Here is a 23,906-nt window from a genome sequence, read left to right as displayed (position 1 = left end):
GGGATTGAATTTCAGAATCTGCGATTGCTTGAGTGAGGCTTCCGACGATACCTTTGACATCCATGAGGCTTCCTTTCCTGCGGTGTTAGTTTGAGCACCAACATTTTGCAGGAGGAAGCCTCTTTTCATGAATACCAATCTCGCCGGATCACAGGCGCACTACGCGGATCGCACCCCTGCACCTGCTTGGAACCCAAGCAACGCGTGATCAACATGTCGTATCCGGTGGTGTTCGTTTGCACTCAAGCTACCGGCTATTTTCCATCACCCCTGACGGGATACTTCAGGGTATGGAACGGCTCGCTGCTTCGTCCAATACGACACCTACTTACTCACCCGTTCCTCAGTGGAATGGCGTGGACTGAAGCGGTTTTGGATTTTGAGCCGTCGGCGCTAGCCGAATGGCACTTACTTTGGTTTGCGAAGCGGTCTTGGTAACCCGACGCGTGAGCGAGGATGATCGCTTGTCCACGCAAAGCACTGCATTCTCCTCGCTGACGCATCGGGCTACCAACCTAGTCATGCCCCAAATGGAGCCGAAGTAAGAAATAGCGGTATGAAGAACCCGCGGCTAGCGCCGTCGGCTCACTAAGTCCACACCATTCGTTCCTGAGTGAGTAGAACCTTGCTTAGCAACGCACGATCAATTTCTGTCGTGTGTTGCTAAGCCGCAGCCACCTGAACATCGCGGTTGGGCTCGCTCAAGCGACTGCCCTGAGGAGCGACCGCTACTCCGCAGGCACGGCCGCGGATGCTTCGGCCCGCCGGAGCGCCTGCTCGACGCGAGCGAACAGCTCATCTTGCTGGTCGCGCCCCACCGGACTGCCTCCCCCCGCTTGCGCGATGAACTCGGCACCACAATGCTGGCAGGCGACAGTGCACCCCAGCAACGAGGCCCGAACATCAATTCGCCGTCCGCAGGTTGGGCACGATTGTGTAAACTTGATCGACATCGTTGAGATCTCTCCTTTCGACCACTCACCTGAGTGGCAATCCGTTATCCGCAGGAAGATTCTTGACCCTAATAGACTGTTAAAGCAGTGAAAAAAGCCGCAGTGGCTGTCCGATTCAGTCGGAGAAGTGTAGTTCCGGCACCTGTCATTGGCAAGCCACTAAATTCACGCAAGCACGCTCTCCCAACTCAGCGATGCTGCCCATCAGGCAAAAAACCCCACGCTCACACAGAGATATTGTCCCACCGCATGGTTCGCCAAGGGAAAGTAAACTCTCTCTTCAAGGCCCCAAAGTAACTCGAGACAATAGATCATTAACGATCCCAACGGGAAAATCAAGGTCTTTATCTGGCTTTATGGTGAAAGCCACTCGCTTACTTGTGTTATGCGGGAGTTTGAGCACGCTGACGGATTGAGTTATCCTGGACATTTGGGTCGAGTCTGCGGTCGCGGAGGGTTATGATGTGGATCAGCGCTGGGGATCGGGAGCACTCGATAGAAGCGGGGATGCTCGGGGCCGAGCATGCTTGATGCTGGATAAACTCCCCCCTACGGTCTCTGAGAATTGCGTCAACTGATTCGGCCTCCATTTGGGTCAGCTCCCCTTACGGAAAGGCCCACAACCCCAAGGAAGTCCATGGCCAGTCCACTGAAACGTTCCCTCACGCCGAACGTCCTTTCCTTCCCGATGGCCACCATGCTGCTGGCTGCGGGACTGATGACTGCGGGACTGCTGGTTACCGGCGTCTGGGCGCCCGCTGCTCTGTCTGCCGCCGACGTCTCGATCACCACCTCCGACGGCGAGGTCCGCGAGACCGAGTTGACGCAAATCGGCCCGGATGGGGTGCACGTTCAGGCGGACGCAGAAACGGCGATCATACCGCTGGAGGAACTCTCCCAAATCACGTTCGCTCGGGATGCCCGGCCACCGCTGCCCATGCGGGCGGAGTTGACAGGCGGATCACAGCTGAGCATCACAGGACTGACCTGGGAAGAAAACTCCGTGACAATCGCCGTCGCCCGCCAATCGCCGCTGAGCGTGCCTGCGGAACAGCTTCGCTGGGTTCGATTTCGTCCCGGCAGTGCGGCTACCGACCCCACGTGGTTGGGCTGGTTGGAGGAACCTCGCCGAGCAGATCGCTTGGTCGTCCGCCGCAACGACAAGGCCCTCGACTCCATCGACGGCACGGTGCTGGGGATTGGCAGCGACGCGGTGGATTTCGAGATGCGCGGAAACGCAATTAGCGCCCCGCTGGCAAAATTGGAGGGGATCTTGCTCTCGGGCGCTGACGCCCTTCCTGCTTCCTCGGCGATTCGAATCACCGACACATCGGGATCGGCGTGGCTGGCGGAGTCCATTGAGTTCCCGGCCGGCAGCGACTCCGTCGAGGCCGTTTTGATGGGCGGCAGCAAGCACGCCATCCCGATCGACCAAGTGCTTTCGATCCAGTTCTCAGGCGGGATCCTCGCTTTATCCGATGTCGAGGTCGCCACCGCTTCATACGGTGCTCAAGGCAACCCGGCGACGAGAACTCCCCACTCCGATCGCATGGATAATTGGTTCGCCCCACAGTCCAAAGATGGCAACCTCCACACCAATGCCCCCGGTGAGATCACCTTGCGAATTCCCGACGGTTACCAAAAACTCATTGTCGCGGCCCGGCGTAGTCGTGATGTGAGCCAGTTCACGGCGTTGCAACTCGACGTGATCGTCGACGGAGAATCGCGTTGGACGGCCACGTTGCAAGATCGAGAATCACTCGGATTGGAATTGCCCATTTCGGGTGCCCGGCAAATCACCCTTCGCGCATCACCCATGTCTCCACCGACAGAATCATCCTCGCCCGTTTCGGCCGCCCTCGGCGGCAGGGTCGAATGGTTCTCAGGAAGGTTGCTTAAATGAATCAACGGATTCCGCCCCCCGCGCAGCTTCGCCCCGCTTCGCCCGCGATATCATCACTGTCCAGGCACGTGTCAATCGTCTCGATGTGCCTGGCACTCGCCATGTCGATGACTGCCGCCTCGGCTGAGGCCCCCCCTTCGCTTTGGGATCGAGAGACGCAACGGATCGAATCGATCGAGCGAGCAACCGCCTCGACAGTTTGCGTCTTCGTGCCAGGGGGTGCTGGCGGCGGGTCGGCCGTCCTGATCTCTCCAGACGGATTGGCACTGACGAATTTTCACGTCACCAGCCCCGCGGGCACTTACATGCGCTGCGGGCTCAGCGATGGCAATATCTACGATGCCGTGATCGTCGGCATTGATCCGGTAGGTGACCTGGCATTGATCCAACTACTCGGTCGCGACGACTTCCCCACCGCCGAGTTCGTCCCCAGCCGCCAGGTACAGATCGGCGACGCCTGTTACGCCATCGGCAACCCTTTTCTGTTAGCAACCAATCTGCAGCCCACCGTCACCGCGGGCATCATCAGTGGCACACGGCGATATCAGTATCCATCGGGAACGTTGCTCGAGTATGGCAATTGCTTCCAAACCGACGCCTCGATTAACCCGGGCAATTCGGGGGGCCCGTTGTACGATGCCGCCGGTGACCTGATCGGCATCATTGGTCGCTGCTCCTTTGAAAAACGGGGGCGTGTCAATGTCGGCGTGGGCTATGCGATTTCGGGCGACCAGGCCCAGAACTTTCGCGGATCGCTCGCCAGCGGCCGGATTCTCGACCATGCCACGCTCGGTGCCACCGTGGGCACCGATGAGGACGGTAGCGTCCGGGTGACCAATATCCTGCAATCCAGTGACGCGTTTCGCCGCGGACTGCGATACGGCGATGAAATCCTCGAAGTTGAGAACCGAGTCGTGCAGACGGCCAACGACGTCCAAAACCTGCTGGCTACCTACCCCGCCCAGTGGCGGATACCACTGACCTATCGCCAGGACGGCGAAGTCATCCATACGGTGGTGCGGTTGGCGAGCGTCCATCGCGGCGACGAATTGCTCGAAAAGATGAAGTCGGCATTGCCACCCCCACCTCCCGCGCCCCCGAAAGAGCCGTCACCATCCCCCGATGACGAAACCCCCGGCGATGGCGATCCCGATGCTGCGACGCCGCCCGCCCCGGCTGAAACAGAAGACGTGATGAAGGATGCTGGCGGCGAGCCGATCCCGAGCGAGGCGGTCGCGCGGATTGAGGAACGCAAAGGGTTTGCCAACTATTTCTACAATCGACAACGCCAGGACCAGTTCATTGAGCGACTTCGCAAGCAGTTTGATGGGTTGCCCGCAAAGGAGGATGGTTGGGAAATCCAAGGTACCGCTGAGATCGCTGGTGAACAGGACTCGATGCCGTTCACGCTTGTGGTGAGCGGCGAAGTGTGCGAGTTGACTCTCGGCCAGAGAACCGAACGGCTGACGAGCCCCGATAGGTACATCGACTCAGTCGATCGTGGAACCGCAGGTGGGATCCTGGCCGCCATGCAGCACTGGCAACGGATGATGCAAACGGGCCTGGATCGATTTGGCGAAACCTATGCCTGGGGCACCGCACCGCTGCTCGGACAGCGGCCGTTGCGTGATTGCACGGTCGGCATCCATGGCGGATTGGAATCGCGTTTTTACCAACATCCTGAATCCGGTCGACTCGAGGTGATCGAAGCGTTCGCCGATCGCGATGGAGACCCTGCCGAATTATGGATCGATCCGCCGCAGTGGCTACTGACCACCAATGCAGACAACCTCGCCGATGCCGGTGTCCTGGCCAACTCCAGCGACGCCGAATCCGCAGCCGCCGAATCCGCAGCCGCCGACTCACCGGACGCCCCCGGCGACCTGCCCGAGGTGCTGCATCTACGTTACGGGGTCGAACCGCTGGTCACGCTGAGAATCGAACAGTGGACCGCTGCGACGCAGGATGCGAATGCCCCGAATGCAACGACTCAGGGATTGCCCGAAAGCGAGGATGACGATGCGAAGTAACGTCCCTGGACCGATTCCATTGTTGTGCCGCGTGCTGTCATTGTCGATGATTCTACTGATCGGCAGCCCCGTTCAGGGGCAACCCTCACTCGCCCGCGCCAGTTCCCAGGTGCAAGACCGCGTGGTCAAGATCTATGGCGCCGGGGGCGTCGGCGGACTGGATGCTTATCAAAGTGGATTCATCGTCTCATCGATCGGCCATGTGGCGACGGCATGGAGCAGCGTGCTGGACGTGGATCCGATCGTGGTCCTCAACGATGGGCGGCGGTTCGAGAGCAAGGTGGTTGGTTTCGAACCCTCGCTCGAACTCGCGGTTTTGAAACTCGACGTCTCCGATCTCCCCTATTTCGAGGTTCCCGCAGGAACCACCGAGGCCCCCATCGCTCGCTGGGGGGACCCCGTTCTCGCGGTCAGTAATCTGTTCAATATCGCGACCGGCAATGAGCCTGAGAGCGTGATGCTCGGCCGCATTGCCGCCCGCAGCCAACTCGACGCCCGACGCGGCACCTTCGAGACGGCGTACCAAGGCGAGGTATGGCTACTGGATCTCGTGGCCAACAATCCAGGTGCTGCTGGCGGCGCCCTCGTCGATCTGCAGGGCCGGTTAGTGGGCATGCTCGGCAAAGAACTACGCGATCGCCGCACGGGCGTGTGGTTGAACTACGCGATTCCCTCCGACGTGTTGCGTGCTCCCATCGGTGATATCATCGCAGGACGAAAAACGGTGGCACCGGTGGAGCAGGATCCGCTGCTGGCGCGTGAAAAATCCCACAACGCGAACACTCTCGGGTTTCAACTGATCCCCGATGTTTTAGAAACGACGCCGGTGTACGTCGACACAGTGAGCGTGAATGAGCCCGCCTCGCGAGCGGACCTCCGCCCCGATGACTTGATCCTGCTGGTCAATGGACGGCGGGTGCCGCATCAACGTGCTTTCCGCGATCAGCTCCGCCGAATCGATCGCCGTGACGATGCCATTCTCACCGTCCAGCGTGACAACGAAATCCTTGAACTGACGATTCGCCCATGATGCCGCGACGCTCACTCTTCACCGTCCTGCTAGCCAACTTGATCCTGGTGACAACCGTCCCTGGACTCGTCGCCGACGAAACCGGGGGAGGATCGGCTGCCGTCTCGGCGACTGACTATCAGACCGCCGTTGCGGCGCAGATCCGCCGCGTCACCGATGAGGTGTTGCCATCGGTCGTCAGCATCGAAGTCATCGGTACTTTGCAAAGCGACGGCGAAGTTCGTCAGGACGCCCCCACCTCTGGAATCGTGATCGATACCGACGGCTACGTGCTGGCGTCGTCTTGGGTCACCCGCGTCCCGTCGGCGAGCATCATCGTCACGCTGGGCAGCGGTGAGCGTTTTCCCGCGCGGGTCAGCGCCGAGGACAAGCATCGCGAATTGGCACTGCTCAAGATCGACCCCCAAGAAACCGTGCTGCAACCCATTGAGTTGGAACCGGTCAGCCCGCCAAGCGATAACTCTGGCCGCGAGGCCCCTACCCGCGATGACTCTGGCCACGATGACTCTGGCCGCGGGATGCCTGCCATCGGTTCGACCCTGATCGCGATCGCGCGGTACGGCGAGGCGGGAGTACCGAGAATCAGCACGGGCATTCTGTCGGCCATCGATCGCCTCGATGGCACGGCCGTCCAGACCGATGCACGCGTTTCCCCAGTCTTTTACGGCGGACCACTGGTCGACCTGCATGGGAACTTGGTGGGCGTGTTGATCCCGGCAGTGGGTGAGGCGGGTGCGGACGACCCTACCGAATGGTACGACTCGGGGGTCGCCTTCGCGGTTCCCGGTAGTGTGATCGCGAATAAATTGCCGCGTCTGCGATCCGGTGAAACGATCCGTTCGGGATTGCTCGGCTTGGTTGTCGGCGGTTCGGATCCCTACGGCCCTGGAACGGAACTAGCAACAGTCCGGAAACGCTCGCCAGCGGACCGAGCCGGCCTCCAGTCCGGAGACCGTCTATTGAGCGTAGGCGGGCGAACGGTACGGCGTCGACAAGAGGTCCAGCTCGCCTTGGGCCGCTTTGACGCGGGCGACGATGTTGCGATCGAGTACGAACGCGACGGGCAATCGCAATCAACAACGGCAACCCTCGCCGCTTCCATCGAGCCGCTGCAACCTCAATACCTCGGCATTACTTCGTCCGGACTCCGGGTCACCTCGGTGTTGCCGGGATCACCAGCAGAAGGGATCTTGCAGGTCGGTGACCAATGGCTGTCGCTCGATGCCAAGGCGGTGGAGGATCCTGAGGTGCTGCGACAGCGGATGTGGTCGGCCGATCCAGGCACTCCGCTGGCCATTGAGTTCCAGCGCACCGACGAATCCGGGAATCCGGAAACGATGGCAGAAGAGATTCAACCTGTCCCTTGGGCGGGACCTCTCGATCGCCTGCTGCTCCAACCACCCCGCCAAGAGACCGCTCGCGATGGAAAGTCGACGCCGGTGGATTGGCAGACCACACCGGTGCGGCTACCCGATATCGCGAACGAGGCCTTGCTGTGGCATCCGGTAAGCGACCCGCAGGCCAGCCCACAGGATTCGGCCGAGGCGGCTACCGCACTCGCCGTCTGTTTGATGCCACCGACGCAGCGTGATCTCCCCGCCCAGATGAAACGCTGGAAGGAGATCGCACAGCGTTACCGGGTGGCGATTTTATTGATCGCCAGCGCCGACAATCAACGCTGGCAGCTCGCCGAAATCGATGCGATCAGCAAATTGACGCTGCCTGCGATCCAACAATCTGGAGCTGACCCGAACGCCGTCTCGATCTGCAGCCTCGGGGTGATGGCGTCCGATGACGCTCAAACGGCGAACCCTGCCGATGCAATGGCGTTAGCGGTTTCGCTCTCGACCGATAATATCTTCCATGGTCTGGCCATCCCCACGAACACCCAACCCCCGCCTATCCGGCTCCGCCGCGACGCTCCCATGCGTCTCTTGCGGGTCCTGATGTCGACGGGAGAGAACGGAAAATTGCCCTCGTGGTCGGAAACTCTCGACCGACTTGGCTGCCCCGTGCAATCGACGCCGTCCGTCGATCGAGAGAAACTGCTACAATGGTGCCGGTCGCTGTTGATTTACTAAGCAACACACGATGAATAAGTGTCGGTTTTAGTAGTGGACGAGGCGACGAGTCCCGCGGCTTTGGACTCGTCGCCTCGTCCACTACGACAGAAATCGATCGTGCGTTACTAACCACAGCGTCTTTCCCCCCGCCTCCTTCCCTCCCCCCCATCCCGCCTCCCATGCCTCCCGCACTGCTCGGGCGCGCCTGCCTCCTCCTGTGCGCCCTGATCGCGACTCCCACGTGGGCCCACCCGGCTGACGTGGATGAAGCGTACTTCGAGACCCACATCCGGCCCCTGCTGATCGAGCACTGCTACGATTGTCACTCACAATCGGCGGGAGAGTCGATGGGCGAACTGCGCCTCGATACCGCTCCGGCCATGAAACGCGGTGGGGCCGGCGGCCCGGTTCTTGTTGCAGGCGACGCCGGTGCGAGCCTGTTGATCAAGGCGGTGTCCTATACGGACCTCGACTTGCAGATGCCACCGGAGGGAAAACTCACCGACGAACAGATCGAACATCTGCAGACATGGATTGACGGCGGCGCCCCCGATCCTCGCGATGCCGCGATGGAGGAACACGAGGCGGCCCCCACGCCACTGGACCGTGACCCGAGTACCCATTGGGCGTTCGTGCCACCGCGGCGGCTCAATGGGAATGACTTTGCTTCGCTTGTTCAGTCGGAGCGTGATGCCGCCGGTGACCGGGATCCGATCGATGAGATCGCCCGCCTCAGCGCCGCAGCAGAAAACCTCTCACCCGCCCCCTCGGTAGATCGCCCCACGCTGCACCGGAGATGGAGCGAGGACTTGCACGGTTTACCAGCCACCACCGAAGACATCACCAGCCTCGAGTCTGACCCTCGCCCGGACGCCGAAACGCGTCAAATCGACCGGATGTTGGCTGACCCACGATTCTCTGAAAGATTCACCCGGCATTGGCTCGACGTCGCCCGCTATGCCGATACCGTCGGATACGCACTCGGCGGTAAGGATCGGAATATCAAACAGGCCTACCGCTACCGCGATTGGTTGCTCGCAGCGATCGCTGACGACATGCCATACGATGAGATGATTCGACATCAGATCGCCGGTGACAAAACCGCAGATCCCGACAGCAACGATGCAGACGCGATGGGTTTCCTCACCGTGGGGCGGCGATTCCTCCGTCATGACGACACCATCGACGATCGGATTGATGTCATCACCCGTGGCCTGCTCGGTTTAACCGTGAGCTGCGCCCGCTGCCACGATCACAAATTCGATCCGATTCCAACGATCGATTACTACTCCCTATACAACGTGCTCGACAACAGTGTGCCGCCAAAAGATCTCGAGGCAGCCGCGAGTCCCCTGCTGCTGGTCGATCGTGAGAAGGTCCGCAACACGCGTGTTTTCGTCCGCGGCAATCGCGCGCGACAAGGCGACGTGGCCCCCCGTCGCTACCTGACGGCGTTTCGCGACAACGAGACTGAGGTGTTTTCAGATGGCAGCGGACGACTCGAACTCGCTGAGGTGATCGCTGATCCCACCAATCCGTTGACCGCCCGGGTGATGGTCAATCGCGTCTGGGCTCACCTGCTCGGCCGGCCCTTGGTGGATTCGCCAAGCGATTTTGGATACCGCACCAATGCCCCCGCCCTGCAGAGCGTCCTCGACGAGCTGGCCACCGATTTTGCTAGCCACTGGAGTCTCAAACGGCTCGTCCGCCGCATCGTGCACACGCGTATCTACCGTCAGTCCGCTCGTGCGAGTGAGGAGGCAGCGGTTCAAGATCCCGACAATGCCTTGTGGACCCACGCTCTGCGCAGTCGACTCGATTTCGAATCGATGCGTGACGGTCTGTTAGTGGGCAGTGGCTATCTCGACAACCAAATCGGTGGCCCCTCGGTGGAGGTCACCAATTCTGAATTAACGCCGCGCCGCACCCTCTATGCGCGCATCGATCGACAAAACCTGCCGGGACTTTTTCGCACCTTTGACTTCGCCAGTCCCGATATGCACTCACCGGGCCGGTACTACACTACGGTTCCACAGCAACCCCTGTTTCTGCTCAATCATCCCCAGCTCAGCGAGGCGTCACGCTTGGCGGTGAAACAGGCTCGCCAGGCGACGCCAGGCGGTGAAGATGAAGTGATCATCGGTTCGTTGTTTCAGCAAATTTTGGCCCGTGAGCCAACGCCGGACGAGTGGAAGGACGCAGTCGGCTTTGTCTCCCAGTCGCCGGCGGAGAATGCCCGTGCGGTCGACCCCCGCGATGCCTGGCAATACGGTACCGCGACGTGGGAGAATGAAGCGGTCACGAAGTTCCAGCCACTGCGTGTTTTCAAGAAAAAACGCTGGCAGTTTGAGGATACCTTCCCCAGCCCCGGGCCGATGTCGTACGCCTCGCTGTCCCGCGATAGCGGTCACCCCGCACGAGGGGATACAGGGATCATCGTCCGGCGTTGGACCAGCCATGCCGATGGCAAGGTACAAATCAGCGGCACGGTTGCCAGGCCGAGTGACAAGGGTGACAAAATCATTGCCACGATCCAGGCACAGGGAACGATCCTCTGGCAGCAGTCGATTCCAACCGGGCCACGGAGCTACGATTCGATCGATCTCGACGTCCGTGCCGGCGACACGATCGATTTCATCGTCCACAGTGGCCCCAGTTTGAGCTTCGACGGCTTCCAGTGGCAAACGAAACTGAACCTTGAAACGTCAGCCGGCTCGATCGCGTTTGACTCCTCAGCCGACTTCAGCGGTCCTCATTCACCCGCCTCCATCGAATCGTTAGATCGCTTGGAACAGCTAGCTCAAGTCCTCTTTCTCAGCAACGAATTCTTCTTCGTCGATTAACTGCCATGCCTTTCCACATCAACCGACGCGACGCGCTCCGCCAATCCGGCATCGGACTTGGTGCGATCGCTCTGGGGAACCTACTTCAAGGTGACGCCAACGCCGGATCTCCCGCGACTGGCTTTACAGGGAATGTCCCCACCCACTTCCCACCGACAGCCAAGCGGGTCATCCATCTCTTCATGAATGGCGGGCCAAGCCAGGTCGATTCCTTCGATCATAAACCGGCCCTGGAGCAATTCGACGGCAAAACGGCGGGGTTGGACGAACTCAAGACCGAGCGGCCGACTGGCAACGTGATGCGTTCTCCGTTCGCGTTCCAAAAATATGGCGAGCGAGGCCTCCCCGTCAGCGAACTGTTTCAACGTACCGCTGCTCACGCGGATGATTTGTGCGTGATTCACTCGATGTACGCCGACGTCCCCAATCATGAGCCCTCGCTGCTGCTAATGAATTGTGGCGAAGCCCGATTGATCCGGCCGGCGTTGGGTTCGTGGGTGACCTACGGGCTCGGCTCGGCCAATGAGAATCTACCGGCATTCGTAGCAATGTGCCCTGGGGGCTACCCCATTAAAGAATCCCAAAACTGGCAGAACGGTTTTTTGCCTGGAAAGTATCAAGGCACCCATGTCGACCCACGTCACGCCTCGGTCGAGCGTTTGGTTGAGAACATCCGCGGTCGATCGGTCGCCCCCGCGGACCAACGCGAACAGCTCGACCTGTTGATGAAATGGAACCAAGCCCATGCGCTCGAGCGAGCAGACTCTCCACGACTGGAATCTCGGATCGAGTCCTTTGAACTGGCCTACCGTATGCAAAGCGAAGCATCGGAGGCATTCGATGTATCCCGTGAATCGAAAGAGACGCTGGACCTCTACGGTGAGGGCGAGTTCGCCCGGGGAGCACTGATCGCGCGGCGATTGGTCGAACGAGACGTCCGGTTCGTGCAGCTTTATACCGGTGCTGGCCAACCGTGGGATTCGCATGATGATATCCACATTGCTCACCGCAGGGTGGCTGGCCAGGTCGACCAAGCGATTGCAGCGTTGTTAAGCGACCTTAAACGCACGGGCTTGCTCGAGGACACGCTCGTCATCTGGGGCGGTGAGTTCGGCCGCACACCCGTCGTGGAACTTCCCAAAGAAGGTGCCAACCAAGGCAAAATGAACGGGCGTGACCACAATCACTACGGCTTCACCATGTGGATGGCCGGTGGCGGTGTGGCCGCCGGTACCACGGTCGGTTCAACCGATGAGCTCGGCTTCAAGGCTGTCGAGAACCGTGTGCATGTGCACGACCTGCATGCTACCGTCTTGCGATTGCTCGGATACGACCACCAACGGCTGACGTATCCCTATGCCGGGCGCGACTTCCGGTTAACGGATGTCCATGGCCGAATTATCGAAGAAATGATCGCCTGACCTCGACGATGGCTGGCCTGTATACTGCTGCCACGACCACTTTGTGAATTCCCCACTTCAACGGAGTTATTGAAATATGCTGAATAAGATATGGACCGTCACCGCGATGCTAGTGTGCATGGTGGCAACCTCTGGCCAGACCTTCGCCGCCGAGCGTCCCAACGTGATCCTCGTCTTCATTGACGACATGGGCTGGGGCGACTTTTCTTGTTTCGGTAACCCCGATGCATCCACGCCAAACATCGATGCGATGGCCGCCGAGGGGATCCGATTTGAGCAGTTTTACGTCAATTCACCGATCTGCTCGCCCTCGCGTGTCGCGATCTCGACCGGCCAGTACCCGCAACGGCATCGGATCACCTCGTATTTGAATAACCGGCGGAGCAACCGCCAGCGTGGTGTCGCGGATTGGCTCTCACCGGAAGCTCCGATGCTCGCACGATCGCTCCAGGATGCTGGCTACGCGACGGCGCACTGCGGGAAATGGCACATGGGTGGCCAACGCGACGTCGATGACGCACCACCGATTTCCGACTACGGATTCGATACCTCTCTGACGAACTTTGAAGGCATGGGAGCGAAGTTGCTGCCGTTGACCGAAACACCGACAAAGGATGGTGGTGTCAAGAAAGGGCGAATTTGGGAAGACGCCGAGCGGTTGGGTGAACCAGTGACATGGATGCTCAGGTCCAAGATCACGGGCGGCTTCACCGACAAGGCGATTGAGTTCATCGATCAAGCTCAGGCTGCCGACCAACCGTTCTACATCAATGTTTGGCCCGATGACGTTCACGCTCCGTTTTTCCCGTCCATCGAGGGCTGGAAAGACGGCCGGCGAGGACTCTACCTATCCGTCCTCGAAGAAATGGACGCTCAGTTCGGACGACTCTTCGAGCGAATCAAAGATGACGAGCAACTGCGTGAGAACACCTTGGTTCTGATCTGCTCGGACAATGGCCCCGATCCAGGTGCGGGATCGGCCGGGCCGCTCCGAGGCAATAAAGCCACGTTGTTCGAAGGTGGTGTGCGTTCACCGCTCGTCGTTTGGGGACCGAGTTTGATGGATGCCGACGCGCAAGGCACTCTCAACGATACATCGGTCTTTTCAGCCATCGATCTGGTCCCCTCGCTGTTGACGTTGACGGATGTTGCGCCGCCATCAGGGGTGGAATTTGATGGCGAAGATTTGGCGTCGGTTCTCGTTGGGAAATCAACCGAGTCACGTGAGCAGGCACTGTTCTTCCGCCGACCGCCCGACCGGAAAGCATTTGCCCGGTTCAAGAACCTTCCCGATCTGGCCGTCCGGGATGGTGAGTGGAAACTGTTGTGCGACTACGACGGTGGACGGCAAAGACTATTCAATGTTGAAAAAGATCCCGGCGAATCAACAAACGTCGCCACCGGGCACCCCGAGGTTACCGAGCGACTGACCAAGGCTGTCTTGAGTTGGAATAGCAAGATGCCGGCTGACGCAGGCGATCCGAACTACGTCGCTGCAACAGACGAGCAACGCTAGACGCTGCGGCCATTCTGGGCCGAAATGCCCATCGGTTCACGCCACTCTGCCTATCGGCGGGGTGGCGCCGACACCGAAATCGCCGAAGAGGACCACGAACCAATCCTGGATCGACCAACGTCGACCAAAAAAACGCTCCGGCGCGCCCCCGCCGGACAGCTTTCTGGCCAGGATTGTTTGGTGGTTTTGGATGATCGACTACACTCGGTGATTCTTCACCACGCCAGTAGTCTGCAGATCCTTCTTCCTAGCGAGCTTACAACATGATCTTCTCTTGGTTCTTACTCGGCCTGGCTGTGTACGCTGCCTTTCGGATTTTGCCGGGGTGTCTGTACACCGTGGCGCCTAACCAGCGGGCGGTGAAGACGCGATTTGGAGCGGCTGAGTTGCTGCCGATGGTGGCCGAGTCGCCCGATATCGCCCCCCCGCTCGATCCCTCCCTGAGCGAGGATGAACAGCAGCGATACTCCTACCCGCAAGTACGTGTGATCGGACCGGGCGGCCCCTATTTCAAACTGCCTTGGGAAACCGTCCACCGCGTCGACGTGGCGACTCAAGCCGTCGATCTTTCCTGGGACCCCTCCAAACGCCAGGAAACGATTGAAGCGGTAACGAAAGACAATCTCACCACCGGCGTTAACGGCCAAATCCGCTACCGCGTCAGCGAAAACAATCTCTACCCATTTCTCTTTGGTGTGATGAGCCCGCTCGAGCACGTGATGGGCTTCTTTGTCTCGGTAATGCGAGAACGGATCGCGAACTTTGTCGACCCCAAAGGTGCCAACCTGCTCAGCACCGACGTCGAGGGAGAAGACGATGGCAAGAACAATCCCAAGAGCTCCGAAGACTTATCGGACGGAGTTTCGATCAATGACCTGCGCAAGAACTTGCCCCTACTCAACCAATACATGGAAGAACAGTGTCGTTCGACGACGGGACGCTACGGGATCGAACTCGACGCAGCGCTGATTACCGAGATCGACCCGCCTCAAGAAGTCGATCGGGCTTTGTCGGCGATCAATAGCACACGAAACCAAGTCGCAGCGGACATCAGTACGGCACGCGCCGATTCCGAGCAACAAATCACGATGAGTGCACGGGCCGTTGAGATCGCGACGAACAACGCGCACGCCGAGGTTGCGCCGCTACAGGAACTCGCCGGAACGCTCGCTTCGATCAAAAAAGAGGGTGGGTCGCAGTGCCTCCAATCCTACCTGCGGAACTCCAGGGTGCCGCTGCACGGTCTCGCTACACGCGTGATCCTGAGCAAGCAGCAGAACGCATAGGCTCCTCGTCGCAACCTGATCTATCATCTCTCACTCGGTCATTCTCATGCATATTTTTCTGTTCGTACTCGGTCTCGTCGTCGTCCCGATCCTCCTCTTGCTCGCGCGTGCGTTTGGGATCTACACCTGTGTGCAAGAGTGTGAGGCACAGGTCTTCACCCTCTTCGGGAAAGTCATCGGCACACTCACCCGGCCTGGCCTGCATTTCCCCATTACAACCTTCGGTCCGCGCGCCATGCTGATTCCCTTTTTCGGGAAACGCTACGTCGTCAGCACCGCGCTGCGACAACACTACCTGCGCAGCCAAATGGTCAACTCCGAAGAAGGCACTCCGATGGGCGTCGGTATCTGGTACGAAATGCAGGTCGCCGATCCCGTCTCTTACCTATTCATCAATTCCAACCCCGATGGATCGCTGCAAGCCAACGTGACGAGTTCGACCATTTCGACGCTCAGCAATCTGGAAATGGAGACGATGCTGGAGAATCGGCACAGCCTCAGCCGCACTGTGCGTCAAGCGGTCTCGCCGCTGTCGGAAAAGTGGGGCTATCGCTTGGGATCGGTCTACATTCGCAAGGTCGAGTTCACCGACATGCAAATGGTTCACAACATCACCGAGAAGGTGGTCAAGCGATTGGTGCAGGTCACCAGCGCGATGAAGCAGGATGGCGAGAACCGGGTCGGTTTGATCAAGAGCGAGACGGCATTCAAGGTCAGCCAAAAGATGGCCGAAGCCGCTGCCGCACGACCTGAAATCGTCGGAAAGAAGCTCAACGAGATCGCCAAAAAGGATCCTGAAGTACTCGACACCGTTCTCGAAGTGATGGAGATCAATCAACTCGTCGAATCCGGCGCCTCCGTGGACGTCATCCCAAACTCCGGCAACGTGCTCCTGCAACTCGGAGAAAAGTAGCCAGACGGCTCCGCCCGTCTGAGCTAAATAGAAAGTTGCGAGACGGCTCCGCCCGTCTGAGCTAGCGGCACCCAAATCCCGCAATCCCCCGCCCCCCGCCCACTGCCCAACACATTCCTTCTCCGCCCGCCTACGACAGCAAGCAGATGTGCCTAAACAGTTCGGTGCGCTGGGTGACACCGAATTACTTCCCCCTATCTGCTTAGCATCGCGTGATCAACAAGCACCGCGTGGTCAATAAGTGTCAAATTTTGCGGAAGTTTTTTTGTACTGGACGAGGCGACGAACTGTTCAGCCCCGCAAGTCTTCCTACGCCGGAGGCGTTGAAGAAAATAGCCGTAGGTAACAGCGCCACCTACGGTTGTTCGTTGAAGATGGAACGTCGACCCCAAAGTGGGTCGCAGATCCCGGCATGAATGATCTTCCACCCCGTTCGGGGTTGGCTCTTGAGTCTCGCGTCTAATTCGGTGGTGTTTGCTTACGCTCAAACCACCGGCTATTTTCTATCATCCCTAACGGGATACTTCTCGATATTGCGCAGCTCGTTGGTTCGTCCAATACGACACTTTTTAGTCCCCCGTTCCCTGGCACCGGGTGCACAACAACGCAGGCGTTTCAGAGGGGCGGAAGCTTCCAGGGCAGTTCGAGTACGAACGCGTTGCCATCACGATCAGCGACATGATACAACCGCCCCCTCAAGGACGCGGCCATTCGCTGGCAGAGAGCGAGCCCGAGCCCCACCCCAGGTGCCGAGTTGGCTGCTTCCTGATCTGATTTGCAGAACGGTTGGAACATTCGGCCGCGAACATGCGGTGCCACACCAGGGCCGTGGTCGCGGACTACAATCCGCCAACAACGGGAGTGAGCGGTGATCACGATTTCAATTTGTTCGCTCGTCGATGGAACGCCATGCTTGCACGCGTTGTCGACGAGATTAAACAGAATCTGCTCGACGGTTAGCACTTGTGTGTTGACTTCAGTGAGACCGACCTGTTCGGGGAACTCGACGGCCAACTGCAGGCCTGCAGAGTTTGCCCGATCATTCAATCGATCCGAGAAGCGTGCCATCAAATCTGCGATTGCGATGGTTTCCGTCTCCAATTTGCCGCCCTGTCGTTCGAGTCGAGCGAACTGCAAGACGTTTTCAACCAAGTCAGACAATCGATCCGCTTGGGACTTCAATGTTGAGAGGTAGTGCGATTGTTTTTCAGGCGGCACCATATTCTCAGCCAGCATTTCGGTGTACATCCGGAATGTGGTTAGGGGAGTGCGAAGTTCATGAGTGACCGCGGATGCAAATGTCGCCCTCCGCTCGCTCAACCGCATGACACCTCGCAACAACCATGCGATCGCGAGCACAGCGACTCCCAACCCGCACCACGCCAAAGTCAAGGCGAGAGGCAAACCCGAATGAACGTCTTCTGAGTACTCATTCAGGTCCAATGCAGCGAGCATGCGTTCCTTGTCGAGTGATAACTGAATAGGCAATGTCGTTAGCGCCGCAGAGAGATTGAGATCCGATTCTGAACGCACCGGCTCCAGTACAACGTCAGGCAACAGATCGACAACCTCGTCTCGCAAGGCCACCTGGATTGCCTGCCAGTCCAACCATGAGATTTGGATCTGCAAGCCATCTTGATCTCGGACTCGTCGTGCCAAAACCAGTTCCTGCCCTATCCAAACAGGCTGCATGATGCCGATCTCGCTGGGATGCGACGGTGGCTGATCGTCGGCACCTTTACTCGCCGACAGCGAAATGGAATTCCCATAGTTCATGCCTGCATTGAGCTGGTTTCGCCGCGTAAACTCTTGGACAGAACGATCGAGACCGCGTGATTGCTGGATAGCCAGTTTGCCAGTGGCGGGCAGCGATGGGGGCGAGGAGCGGGAAGGATGTAGCGAGGAATCATCACGTTGGTGTTGCACGGCCGCGATATCACTGACGGCTTGATCGACGATCGGGACTTGATAGTTGTTGCTAGTCGACCCCGTGTCGGCCGGCGGAGTCGTGTCGATGGGAGGCACTCGATCCAGTAGATGGGCAAAGTCAAATGTCTGGTCGGCTACCGCGGCGACTGCACCGCTCGGTTCAGCGGAGGGCATCGTTGTCGACCGCGGTGGGGCGAGCACTTGATTGTTGGAAGCGAGGAAAAAGGATAGTTTGACAAGCGGACTCGGTGGCCGCGAAACATCCAGTCGTGCAGATTGCTGCGCAACCAAGGGCAGCAGCTTCAAGTCCATTCGGTACAGCGAGCTGTTGATCCGTTCCTGGAGTTCGGCTTCCTGCCGCGCCAATTCGGTCTCAGCTCGATCTCGCTGGTGGCGTGCATCGAGTTCGATCGCGTGAAGGCTGAGCCATCCCAATGCCGCTGACGCGGCAGCAACGCAGAGACCAAAAACCAACCAAGTTCGATCCGGCTTCTTCATCGGTTCGACTGCTTCTCGTCATACGAATCGCTTGCTGCCATGGCGGGGCGGGACCACTTATAACCCTTTCCACGCACGGTCTGCACGAGCTGTCTCTGGGAACCGCTATCCCGCAGCTTTTCTCGCAATCGGGCGACGTGCATGTCGATTGTGCGTGTCGTGATACCTTGTGGAGCCAGCCCCCAGACGCCCCGGAGTAGTTCGTCGCGAGACACCGCCCGTCCCTCATTGGCGACCAGGTAACGGATCAGCTCGGTTTCCTTCTCAGAAAGGTCCACGATCTGACCATCGAGGAACTGCAATTCTCGCCGTGCGAGACAAATCGTACCACTGGGGAATTCGATCTCGTGGCCCACACTGGTGCGTTCCGGTGAGCGTCGCAAGACAGCCTGCACCCGGGCAACCAGTTCCTTCACACTGAAGGGCTTGACCACATAGTCGTCAGCCCCCAATCGCAGTCCCGTCACCCGATCGGATTCCTGGCCTTTGGCGGTCAAGATGATGACGGCTTGGCTCGGACGAACCCTGCGCACTTCCCGGAGGATCTCCAGTCCCGGCGTTCCGGGCAGCGCCAGGTCCAGCAAGAGGAGGTCGTAGCGGGTGGTCGTCGCTTTCTTCAATCCGTCGGTTCCATCACTGGACTGAAGCACACGGTAACCGGAGAACTCCAGTGCATCGACGAGCCCACCACGGATCGCAGCATCATCTTCAATCGTCAGGATGGTCAGCGAGTTCATGGGTCAATATGTACGCTCGGCCTGTTGGTTGGATCCGTCGGATGAGCCAGTTAATATCGAAGCCAGAATGCATACTGGACGTTCGGTTGGAAGCACTCGCCCGGTAAGATTTTGGTTCGCCATTTCACTTGGCTGCTGTTGTTGATCGCGTCACCTTTTTGATTGTACCAATCCTCGGCATGGAAGGGCCGCAGCACAATCTTGCCGTCATCCGAGCTCTCCTCGGCCTCCCCGCCGAAACGTAGATTGATTTCGGCATCGACATCAGTCTGTTTCTGATTTTCCAGATCCAGCTTTATCTCGCCGCTGACACGAGCATAGTGACTGCCGCGCCAAACCAGTTTTTGCAGCTCACGCCCTGTCTCGGCATCCTCGGCGCGTCCCTTGAGGTCGATTGCGATCGTAACAGGAACACGGCATACGCTACCGGGTGAAGTGTACGTCAAGAGCTCTTGAGCGAGAGGTTGAATTCCGTCAACGAACATGGCTGCGCCAGTCGTCCAGGGCATTTCTGTGTTGTTGACCAGTTCGATCTGTCGCCACACCTTGTTCTCGGTGAGTAGCAAGGGCGACGTCGTGCTCGTTCCACCAGCCGCATAGGTCTCGGCGTGCGGCAGTTCCACATCCCAGGTGTACACGTCCCGGTAGGGCACCTCGGTGCGAAGGATTGGCATTGTGGCGCGTTCGCCCTTGGCGAGCGACATCGCACCGAGCTTGTATACGAACAGGTCATTGCCGCCGGAGCTCGTCAATTCTTCAGGGATGTCCACATTCGCGGTGGCTGCGTTGATTGATCGCTGCCTGCCGCCTCCATATTCGCTCGCTCGTTGAGTAAACATCGCATTGGATAACTGACTTTGGTTCCCCATGATTTGAGGTGCGGCTTGCGCGAGGGCGTTTCGCATCGTCGACTCCAGCACCATCGGGCTGGGGGTGTTGCGAAAGCGAAAATTCGGCACACCGACGACAAGGTGGAACGGCACATCCACAAAATCCTCGGCCTCGTTGAGCAGTTCCCCTTGCATGAAGATCTCGGCGATCTTCTCAGTTTTATCAGCGACTGACTGCGTCTGGCGTTCTGCCAGTTCGTCAGTGAGGTCGATGCGGTACGTGGGGATCCACCGCACATCAGGGCGAAAGTACATTAGGTTCATCTTCACCGGTTTGTCGGGAGTGCCTGTGTCGATCGTGATGCGTTTGTGAGTGGACTTGCGGTGCACGGTCTGCTCGATCGTGCTCTGCATGCCATCGATCGTGAGGTTTTGCACCGAGGAGATGGGAAGAACCACCTCCCCGGCGCCGGTGGACAAGATGAAGAAAGTCGCGGCGGTGGGAGCGACGGAGATGGTCTCTTGCACCTCCGTCACAGCCACCCCGGGCCTCGAGTGGAGACGACCGTCATTCGCCCGCAACAACTCCTCGTGGCTGGTTTTCGCGTCGCGGTGATGCAGCATCTTGGAAATGGTGCCGCGATAGGCCTGCGAACCGATCGTGAACGAGCAGGGGCGACCAAGATTACTGGCGATGATTTCCGCGAGGTTGGAACAATCGGTTTCGATCTTGGACTGCGTTTCCGAGTGGACCCAGCCTGCGACGAGAGAGCGGATCTTTCCCGATGTAGGGACCGCCCAAAACGAGCCCAGCACCGCAGAGTCGGGAACTTCGTCGGTATAAACGCAACCCGCGGCATCCGTGGTCGCGAGGCCCTCTTTCACGACTAAGCAGTATCCGTCCTTGAACACGACAACTCGCTGGGTCGTTAGCTTGAGGCGCGAAGCGTCCGATTCCGACGCCTCAGTGCTAACGAATGTTTCCATGCGACGGTCAGGCCATTTGGGTATCGGATCACCCGCCGTGGAAACGTCGGTCAATCGGCTCGATCGCAGGGGCCTGGATTCATCTGCCAAACCGTTTCCAGAGAGTGTCGGAACGATCGCTTCACTGGGTTGATTGGTGACCAAGCTCCACAGCAAGGCACAGGCCATTCCAGACACGCAGAGCAGCTTGGGGGAGAAGACAGACATGTTTCGCCTCTGTTTGATTATTGAGTTTCGATCCAAGACACATCAATGCAACGATGTGCCTGCGGATTCACTATAGAAAGTGAATGTAGGGGCGAACGTAACGCGTTGGTAACATTCAATCGCCTCGCCGGTCTTCCCAGCGACCCATCGCGAAGAGCTCCCCGCCACCGAAGAATCAGAACAGGTTGGCAGGTTCAGCCTTGAGAAGTTTGCGCAGTGCCAAAATGCCAGCCGCGTTGCACATCACCAACGACAAGGCGAATACCAAAGCGATTCGCGCCCAAGTCATCTCAATAAGAATCCCCGAGACGGCTGAACTGATCGAGTAGAGAATGAGGGAAGCCAACAGAGCGACGGGGAATGCGAGCAGTGCGAGCAGGGAAGATTGGCTGAGCAACGTCTTGACGAGGAAGCGGTTGCTATAACCCATTGCCTTGAGTGTCGCGTATTCACTCAGGTGCGCCGTCACGTCGGCGGCCAGAACCATGTAGCCGATCACGCCTCCGACCAGTACGGCCAGGGCAACCCCGATACCAAAGATCATCCCGATCGGTGTTTGTGTGTACCACATCTGTTGTTCAGCGATTTTGGCTTGATCGAGCGTGATCGCATCGGCGTGAGCGGCTGGACCGCCGAGAGATCTCAAACGACGGCGGACGGCATCGAGCCCCGCATCGGCCGAGAGGGAATCGGCCAGTTCAATGAGTACGAGCGAAACACGGTCGTTGTGTCCGCCCGGAGTCAGAGCAGCAAAGGTCTCTCGCGATGCCAACAATGCACCGTTGGCGGCGAGCCCCGTGCCCATCGCGAATGTTCCTTTGAGCGTTGCATTGCTACCGGCCACATCGGTGGTCACGCCAACATCGGCCTCGGTGAAGTGATCACCTTGCCGCGGTCCAAAATCCGATGCACTGGCGTCATCGATCAACACCGCCCCGGTGGAGCGGAGCGCGGCCCGCATCGACGGACTCAGCTCGGGCAGATCGAAGGCGGGATTGTCTAAGTCAACGCCCATCAGGGCGATCGCGCGGAAGGAATGATCGCTGGGATTCTGCCACTGGGTCACACCAATATCCAGAGGTATCGTGCGACTCACCTCAGGGAGCCCTGCCAGCCATCCGGGCAGCTCATCGGGCAGCGACGCGGTATCGTACACGTGCAGGTACTCCTTCGACCGCACGAGGAGATCGCCTTGCATGCGCGAGTACACCACCGTGGCGGTATCGCCCACGCTGCCGAGAAACCCGAGTTGCATGAACATCAACAGGATGGCAAAACCGATTCCGCCGAGCGACACCATCGTGCGGACGGGCGTGTCGGCCAAGTTCTGCCACGCCAGCCGAGTGCGTTTCGCGGGCGTCGCTGGGCTATTCTCTGGGCTATGAGGAACCATCATGCGGCTCCTTTTCCGCCTCCATCCAAACTCGCACCTCCACCTGCATCTCGATTCGCTCTGCAGCGGCAGCGGTATCTTCGGGTGCGATTTTGATAATGGCTTTGGCCGTGTAGCGATCCACCGGCGCCATCGGAAAGGGGCTCGGCATGGCTGGCGTGCTGATCATAGGGTCGATCCGCTGCACCGTGCCATGCAGGGTCCTCGCCAGCCCCGGGCTGGAGATCTCGGCGGACTGCCCCGGATGAACGCGGCCGAGATCGGCAACATTGATCTCGGCGATACAGACCATCGTGCTGGTATCGGCCAGGTGCATCAATGGCATCGACGTGGTGGCTTGTCCGGGCATGGTTTCAATGGACAGAATCCGTCCGGCCGTGGGGCTGACCAACTGTGCCGTCTCGACCTTCAATCGCAGCAGATCGATCTGTTTTTCGAGGGAGCCGAGCGCGCCCGATGCTTCTGCGGCAAGCATCGATTTCTCTGCGGCAACGATCTCCTGCTTGGCGGCCGCGACGGACAACTCGGCCGTCTCAATCGCGTCCTGAGCGTCGATGCGAGCGGCTTCGTACTGCGCACGCGTTTCACTGATCTTGAGCGATTCCTCTTCGAGCTTATTTTCGGAAACGAGCCGCGCCGTTGCTGGGTCGTTCGATGCAGACCGCAGCTGGTCGAGTTTTCGTTGGCCGATCTCGGCGGCCCGACGCAGCAAATCGAGGCGGCCACCGGTGCCTTCGGCGATCTTCAACTTCCCCCGCGACTGCTGGACCTCCGTCTGAGCCTGATGCAACTTGGCCTGCGCGACCTGCAACCGGGCCGTCGCTGAGGCTTGCTCGGCTTGCAACTGCGCCCGTCCTTCCTCCAACTTCGTCTCAGCAACGTCGAGCTCAATGCGTTTCGCTCGCAAACTCTCGAGCTCGACCAACAAATCGCCCACCGCTACCGGGGCCCCCTCCTGGACAGCGATCTTGGCGACCCGGTCCCCCGGCGGCGCCATCACCGCCAATACACCATCGTGAGGTGCGAGCTGACCTTGAGCTCCAACAAAAGCCATTCTCGCTTCGTCCCCATTCACCGCGGACCGGTCGTCGGACGTCTTGCCGGAGAAAAAGCGCGAGACTCCGCCATCGCAACCAGCCATCGTTATCGCGGAGAGCAAACTCGCCGATACCACGAAGGACAGCTTGGCTGACCACCAAGAGACAGCTGGCAGTGGAGTGAGAAGAAAGCGAAACCGCATCGAATCATCGTGAATGTGAGGGAATCGAGCAGGACGCAAAAACAGGCCTGCGATAAAAAGCTTGGTCACTTCGAGAGCCAATCGGGAACGTTTGCTTCTCAGCACACGCAACGCATTGCCGGGTCAA

15 protein-coding genes are annotated in these 23,906 nt (G+C 59.1%); 9 read left to right on the top strand and 6 right to left on the bottom strand.

Going from position 1 to position 23,906, the window contains the following annotated elements; translation table 11 throughout:
* Nucleotides 1-728: 728 nt before the first annotated feature.
* Nucleotides 729-953, bottom strand: a complete 225-nt coding sequence (locus tag CA85_RS10700) for a response regulator (protein WP_146391306.1) — start codon at nucleotides 951-953, stop codon at nucleotides 729-731.
* Between the two features lie 637 nt (nucleotides 954-1,590).
* On the opposite strand from CA85_RS10700, the gene CA85_RS10695 reads away from it, so the two are divergent.
* From CA85_RS10695 to CA85_RS10655, 9 genes are all read left to right on the top strand, one after another.
* Nucleotides 1,591-2,856 (top strand): glycosyl hydrolase family 98, encoded by a 1,266-nt coding sequence (locus tag CA85_RS10695; protein ID WP_146391305.1) that lies wholly within the window; start codon nucleotides 1,591-1,593, stop codon nucleotides 2,854-2,856.
* 101 nt (nucleotides 2,857-2,957) lie between these two features.
* Entirely contained in the window at nucleotides 2,958-4,886 is a 1,929-nt protein-coding gene (locus CA85_RS10690) for a S1C family serine protease (protein ID WP_246112705.1), read from the top strand.
* Entirely contained in the window at nucleotides 4,870-5,916 is a 1,047-nt protein-coding gene (locus CA85_RS10685; protein WP_246112681.1) for a S1C family serine protease, read from the top strand. The genes CA85_RS10690 and CA85_RS10685 overlap by 17 nt, the downstream gene beginning before the upstream one ends.
* The gene (locus tag CA85_RS10680; protein ID WP_246112680.1) at nucleotides 5,913-7,997 is read left to right on the top strand and encodes a PDZ domain-containing protein; all 2,085 of its coding nucleotides are present in this window, start codon (nucleotides 5,913-5,915) and stop codon (nucleotides 7,995-7,997) included. The genes CA85_RS10685 and CA85_RS10680 overlap by 4 nt, the downstream gene beginning before the upstream one ends.
* Before the next feature lie 161 nt (nucleotides 7,998-8,158).
* The gene (locus tag CA85_RS10675; RefSeq protein WP_146391303.1) at nucleotides 8,159-10,822 is read left to right on the top strand and encodes a PSD1 and planctomycete cytochrome C domain-containing protein; all 2,664 of its coding nucleotides are present in this window, start codon (nucleotides 8,159-8,161) and stop codon (nucleotides 10,820-10,822) included.
* A 5-nt stretch (nucleotides 10,823-10,827) separates the two neighbouring features.
* A complete protein-coding gene (locus CA85_RS10670) occupies nucleotides 10,828-12,243 on the top strand; it encodes a DUF1501 domain-containing protein (RefSeq protein ID WP_146391302.1) in 1,416 nt (471 codons plus the stop codon).
* Between the two features lie 76 nt (nucleotides 12,244-12,319).
* Nucleotides 12,320-13,759, top strand: a complete 1,440-nt coding sequence (locus CA85_RS10665; RefSeq protein ID WP_146391301.1) for a sulfatase-like hydrolase/transferase — start codon at nucleotides 12,320-12,322, stop codon at nucleotides 13,757-13,759.
* 263 nt (nucleotides 13,760-14,022) lie between these two features.
* On the top strand, nucleotides 14,023-15,045 hold the full coding sequence (locus CA85_RS10660) for an SPFH domain-containing protein (RefSeq protein ID WP_146391300.1): 1,023 nt from the start codon (nucleotides 14,023-14,025) through the stop codon (nucleotides 15,043-15,045).
* Nucleotides 15,046-15,091: 46 nt separating this feature from the next.
* Complete coding sequence (locus CA85_RS10655; protein WP_146391299.1) at nucleotides 15,092-15,958, top strand: SPFH domain-containing protein; 867 nt, start codon at nucleotides 15,092-15,094, stop codon at nucleotides 15,956-15,958.
* A 615-nt stretch (nucleotides 15,959-16,573) separates the two neighbouring features.
* On the opposite strand, the gene CA85_RS10650 is transcribed toward CA85_RS10655, so the two are convergent.
* The 5 genes from CA85_RS10650 to CA85_RS10630 form a co-directional block, all read right to left on the bottom strand.
* A complete protein-coding gene (locus CA85_RS10650; protein ID WP_146391298.1) occupies nucleotides 16,574-18,385 on the bottom strand; it encodes a sensor histidine kinase in 1,812 nt (603 codons plus the stop codon).
* Complete coding sequence (locus CA85_RS10645) at nucleotides 18,382-19,122, bottom strand: response regulator transcription factor (RefSeq protein ID WP_146391297.1); 741 nt, start codon at nucleotides 19,120-19,122, stop codon at nucleotides 18,382-18,384. The genes CA85_RS10650 and CA85_RS10645 overlap by 4 nt, the downstream gene beginning before the upstream one ends.
* 50 nt (nucleotides 19,123-19,172) lie before the next feature.
* Nucleotides 19,173-21,146 carry a hypothetical protein gene (locus tag CA85_RS10640; RefSeq protein ID WP_146391296.1) on the bottom strand — a complete coding sequence of 658 codons (1,974 nt, stop codon included), beginning with the start codon at nucleotides 21,144-21,146 and terminating at the stop codon, nucleotides 19,173-19,175.
* A gap of 175 nt (nucleotides 21,147-21,321) precedes the next feature.
* Entirely contained in the window at nucleotides 21,322-22,542 is a 1,221-nt protein-coding gene (locus CA85_RS10635) for an FtsX-like permease family protein (protein WP_146391295.1), read from the bottom strand.
* Nucleotides 22,526-23,848, bottom strand: coding sequence for an HlyD family efflux transporter periplasmic adaptor subunit (locus tag CA85_RS10630; protein WP_246112679.1), 1,323 nt, complete (start codon nucleotides 23,846-23,848; stop codon nucleotides 22,526-22,528). Before CA85_RS10630 ends, CA85_RS10635 begins: the two co-directional genes overlap by 17 nt.
* Between the last annotated feature and the right edge of the window lie 58 nt (nucleotides 23,849-23,906).

The organism is Allorhodopirellula solitaria, assembly GCF_007859855.1.
In the GTDB taxonomy this organism is placed as follows: domain Bacteria; phylum Planctomycetota; class Planctomycetia; order Pirellulales; family Pirellulaceae; genus Rhodopirellula; species Rhodopirellula solitaria.
The sequence above is the reverse complement of the archived record's forward strand: the minus strand, read 5'-3'. Positions and strand labels throughout refer to the sequence as shown.

Excerpts from the sequence above, each read along its gene's own strand:
- CA85_RS10700 (WP_146391306.1), bottom strand. The coding sequence starts at position 953 with ATGTCGATCAAGTTTACACAATCGTGCCCAACCTGCGGACGGCGAATT.
- CA85_RS10690 (WP_246112705.1), top strand. The coding sequence starts at position 2,958 with ATGTCGATGACTGCCGCCTCGGCTGAGGCCCCCCCTTCGCTTTGGGAT.
- CA85_RS10655 (WP_146391299.1), top strand. The coding sequence starts at position 15,092 with ATGCATATTTTTCTGTTCGTACTCGGTCTCGTCGTCGTCCCGATCCTC.
- CA85_RS10635 (WP_146391295.1), bottom strand. The coding sequence starts at position 22,542 with ATGATGGTTCCTCATAGCCCAGAGAATAGCCCAGCGACGCCCGCGAAA.
- CA85_RS10660 (WP_146391300.1), top strand. The coding sequence starts at position 14,023 with ATGATCTTCTCTTGGTTCTTACTCGGCCTGGCTGTGTACGCTGCCTTT.
- CA85_RS10685 (WP_246112681.1), top strand. The coding sequence starts at position 4,870 with ATGACGATGCGAAGTAACGTCCCTGGACCGATTCCATTGTTGTGCCGC.
- CA85_RS10650 (WP_146391298.1), bottom strand. The coding sequence starts at position 18,385 with ATGAAGAAGCCGGATCGAACTTGGTTGGTTTTTGGTCTCTGCGTTGCT.
- CA85_RS10645 (WP_146391297.1), bottom strand. The coding sequence starts at position 19,122 with ATGAACTCGCTGACCATCCTGACGATTGAAGATGATGCTGCGATCCGT.
- CA85_RS10695 (WP_146391305.1), top strand. The coding sequence starts at position 1,591 with ATGGCCAGTCCACTGAAACGTTCCCTCACGCCGAACGTCCTTTCCTTC.
- CA85_RS10675 (WP_146391303.1), top strand. The coding sequence starts at position 8,159 with ATGCCTCCCGCACTGCTCGGGCGCGCCTGCCTCCTCCTGTGCGCCCTG.
- CA85_RS10665 (WP_146391301.1), top strand. The coding sequence starts at position 12,320 with ATGCTGAATAAGATATGGACCGTCACCGCGATGCTAGTGTGCATGGTG.
- CA85_RS10640 (WP_146391296.1), bottom strand. The coding sequence starts at position 21,146 with ATGTCTGTCTTCTCCCCCAAGCTGCTCTGCGTGTCTGGAATGGCCTGT.
- CA85_RS10680 (WP_246112680.1), top strand. The coding sequence starts at position 5,913 with ATGATGCCGCGACGCTCACTCTTCACCGTCCTGCTAGCCAACTTGATC.
- CA85_RS10670 (WP_146391302.1), top strand. The coding sequence starts at position 10,828 with ATGCCTTTCCACATCAACCGACGCGACGCGCTCCGCCAATCCGGCATC.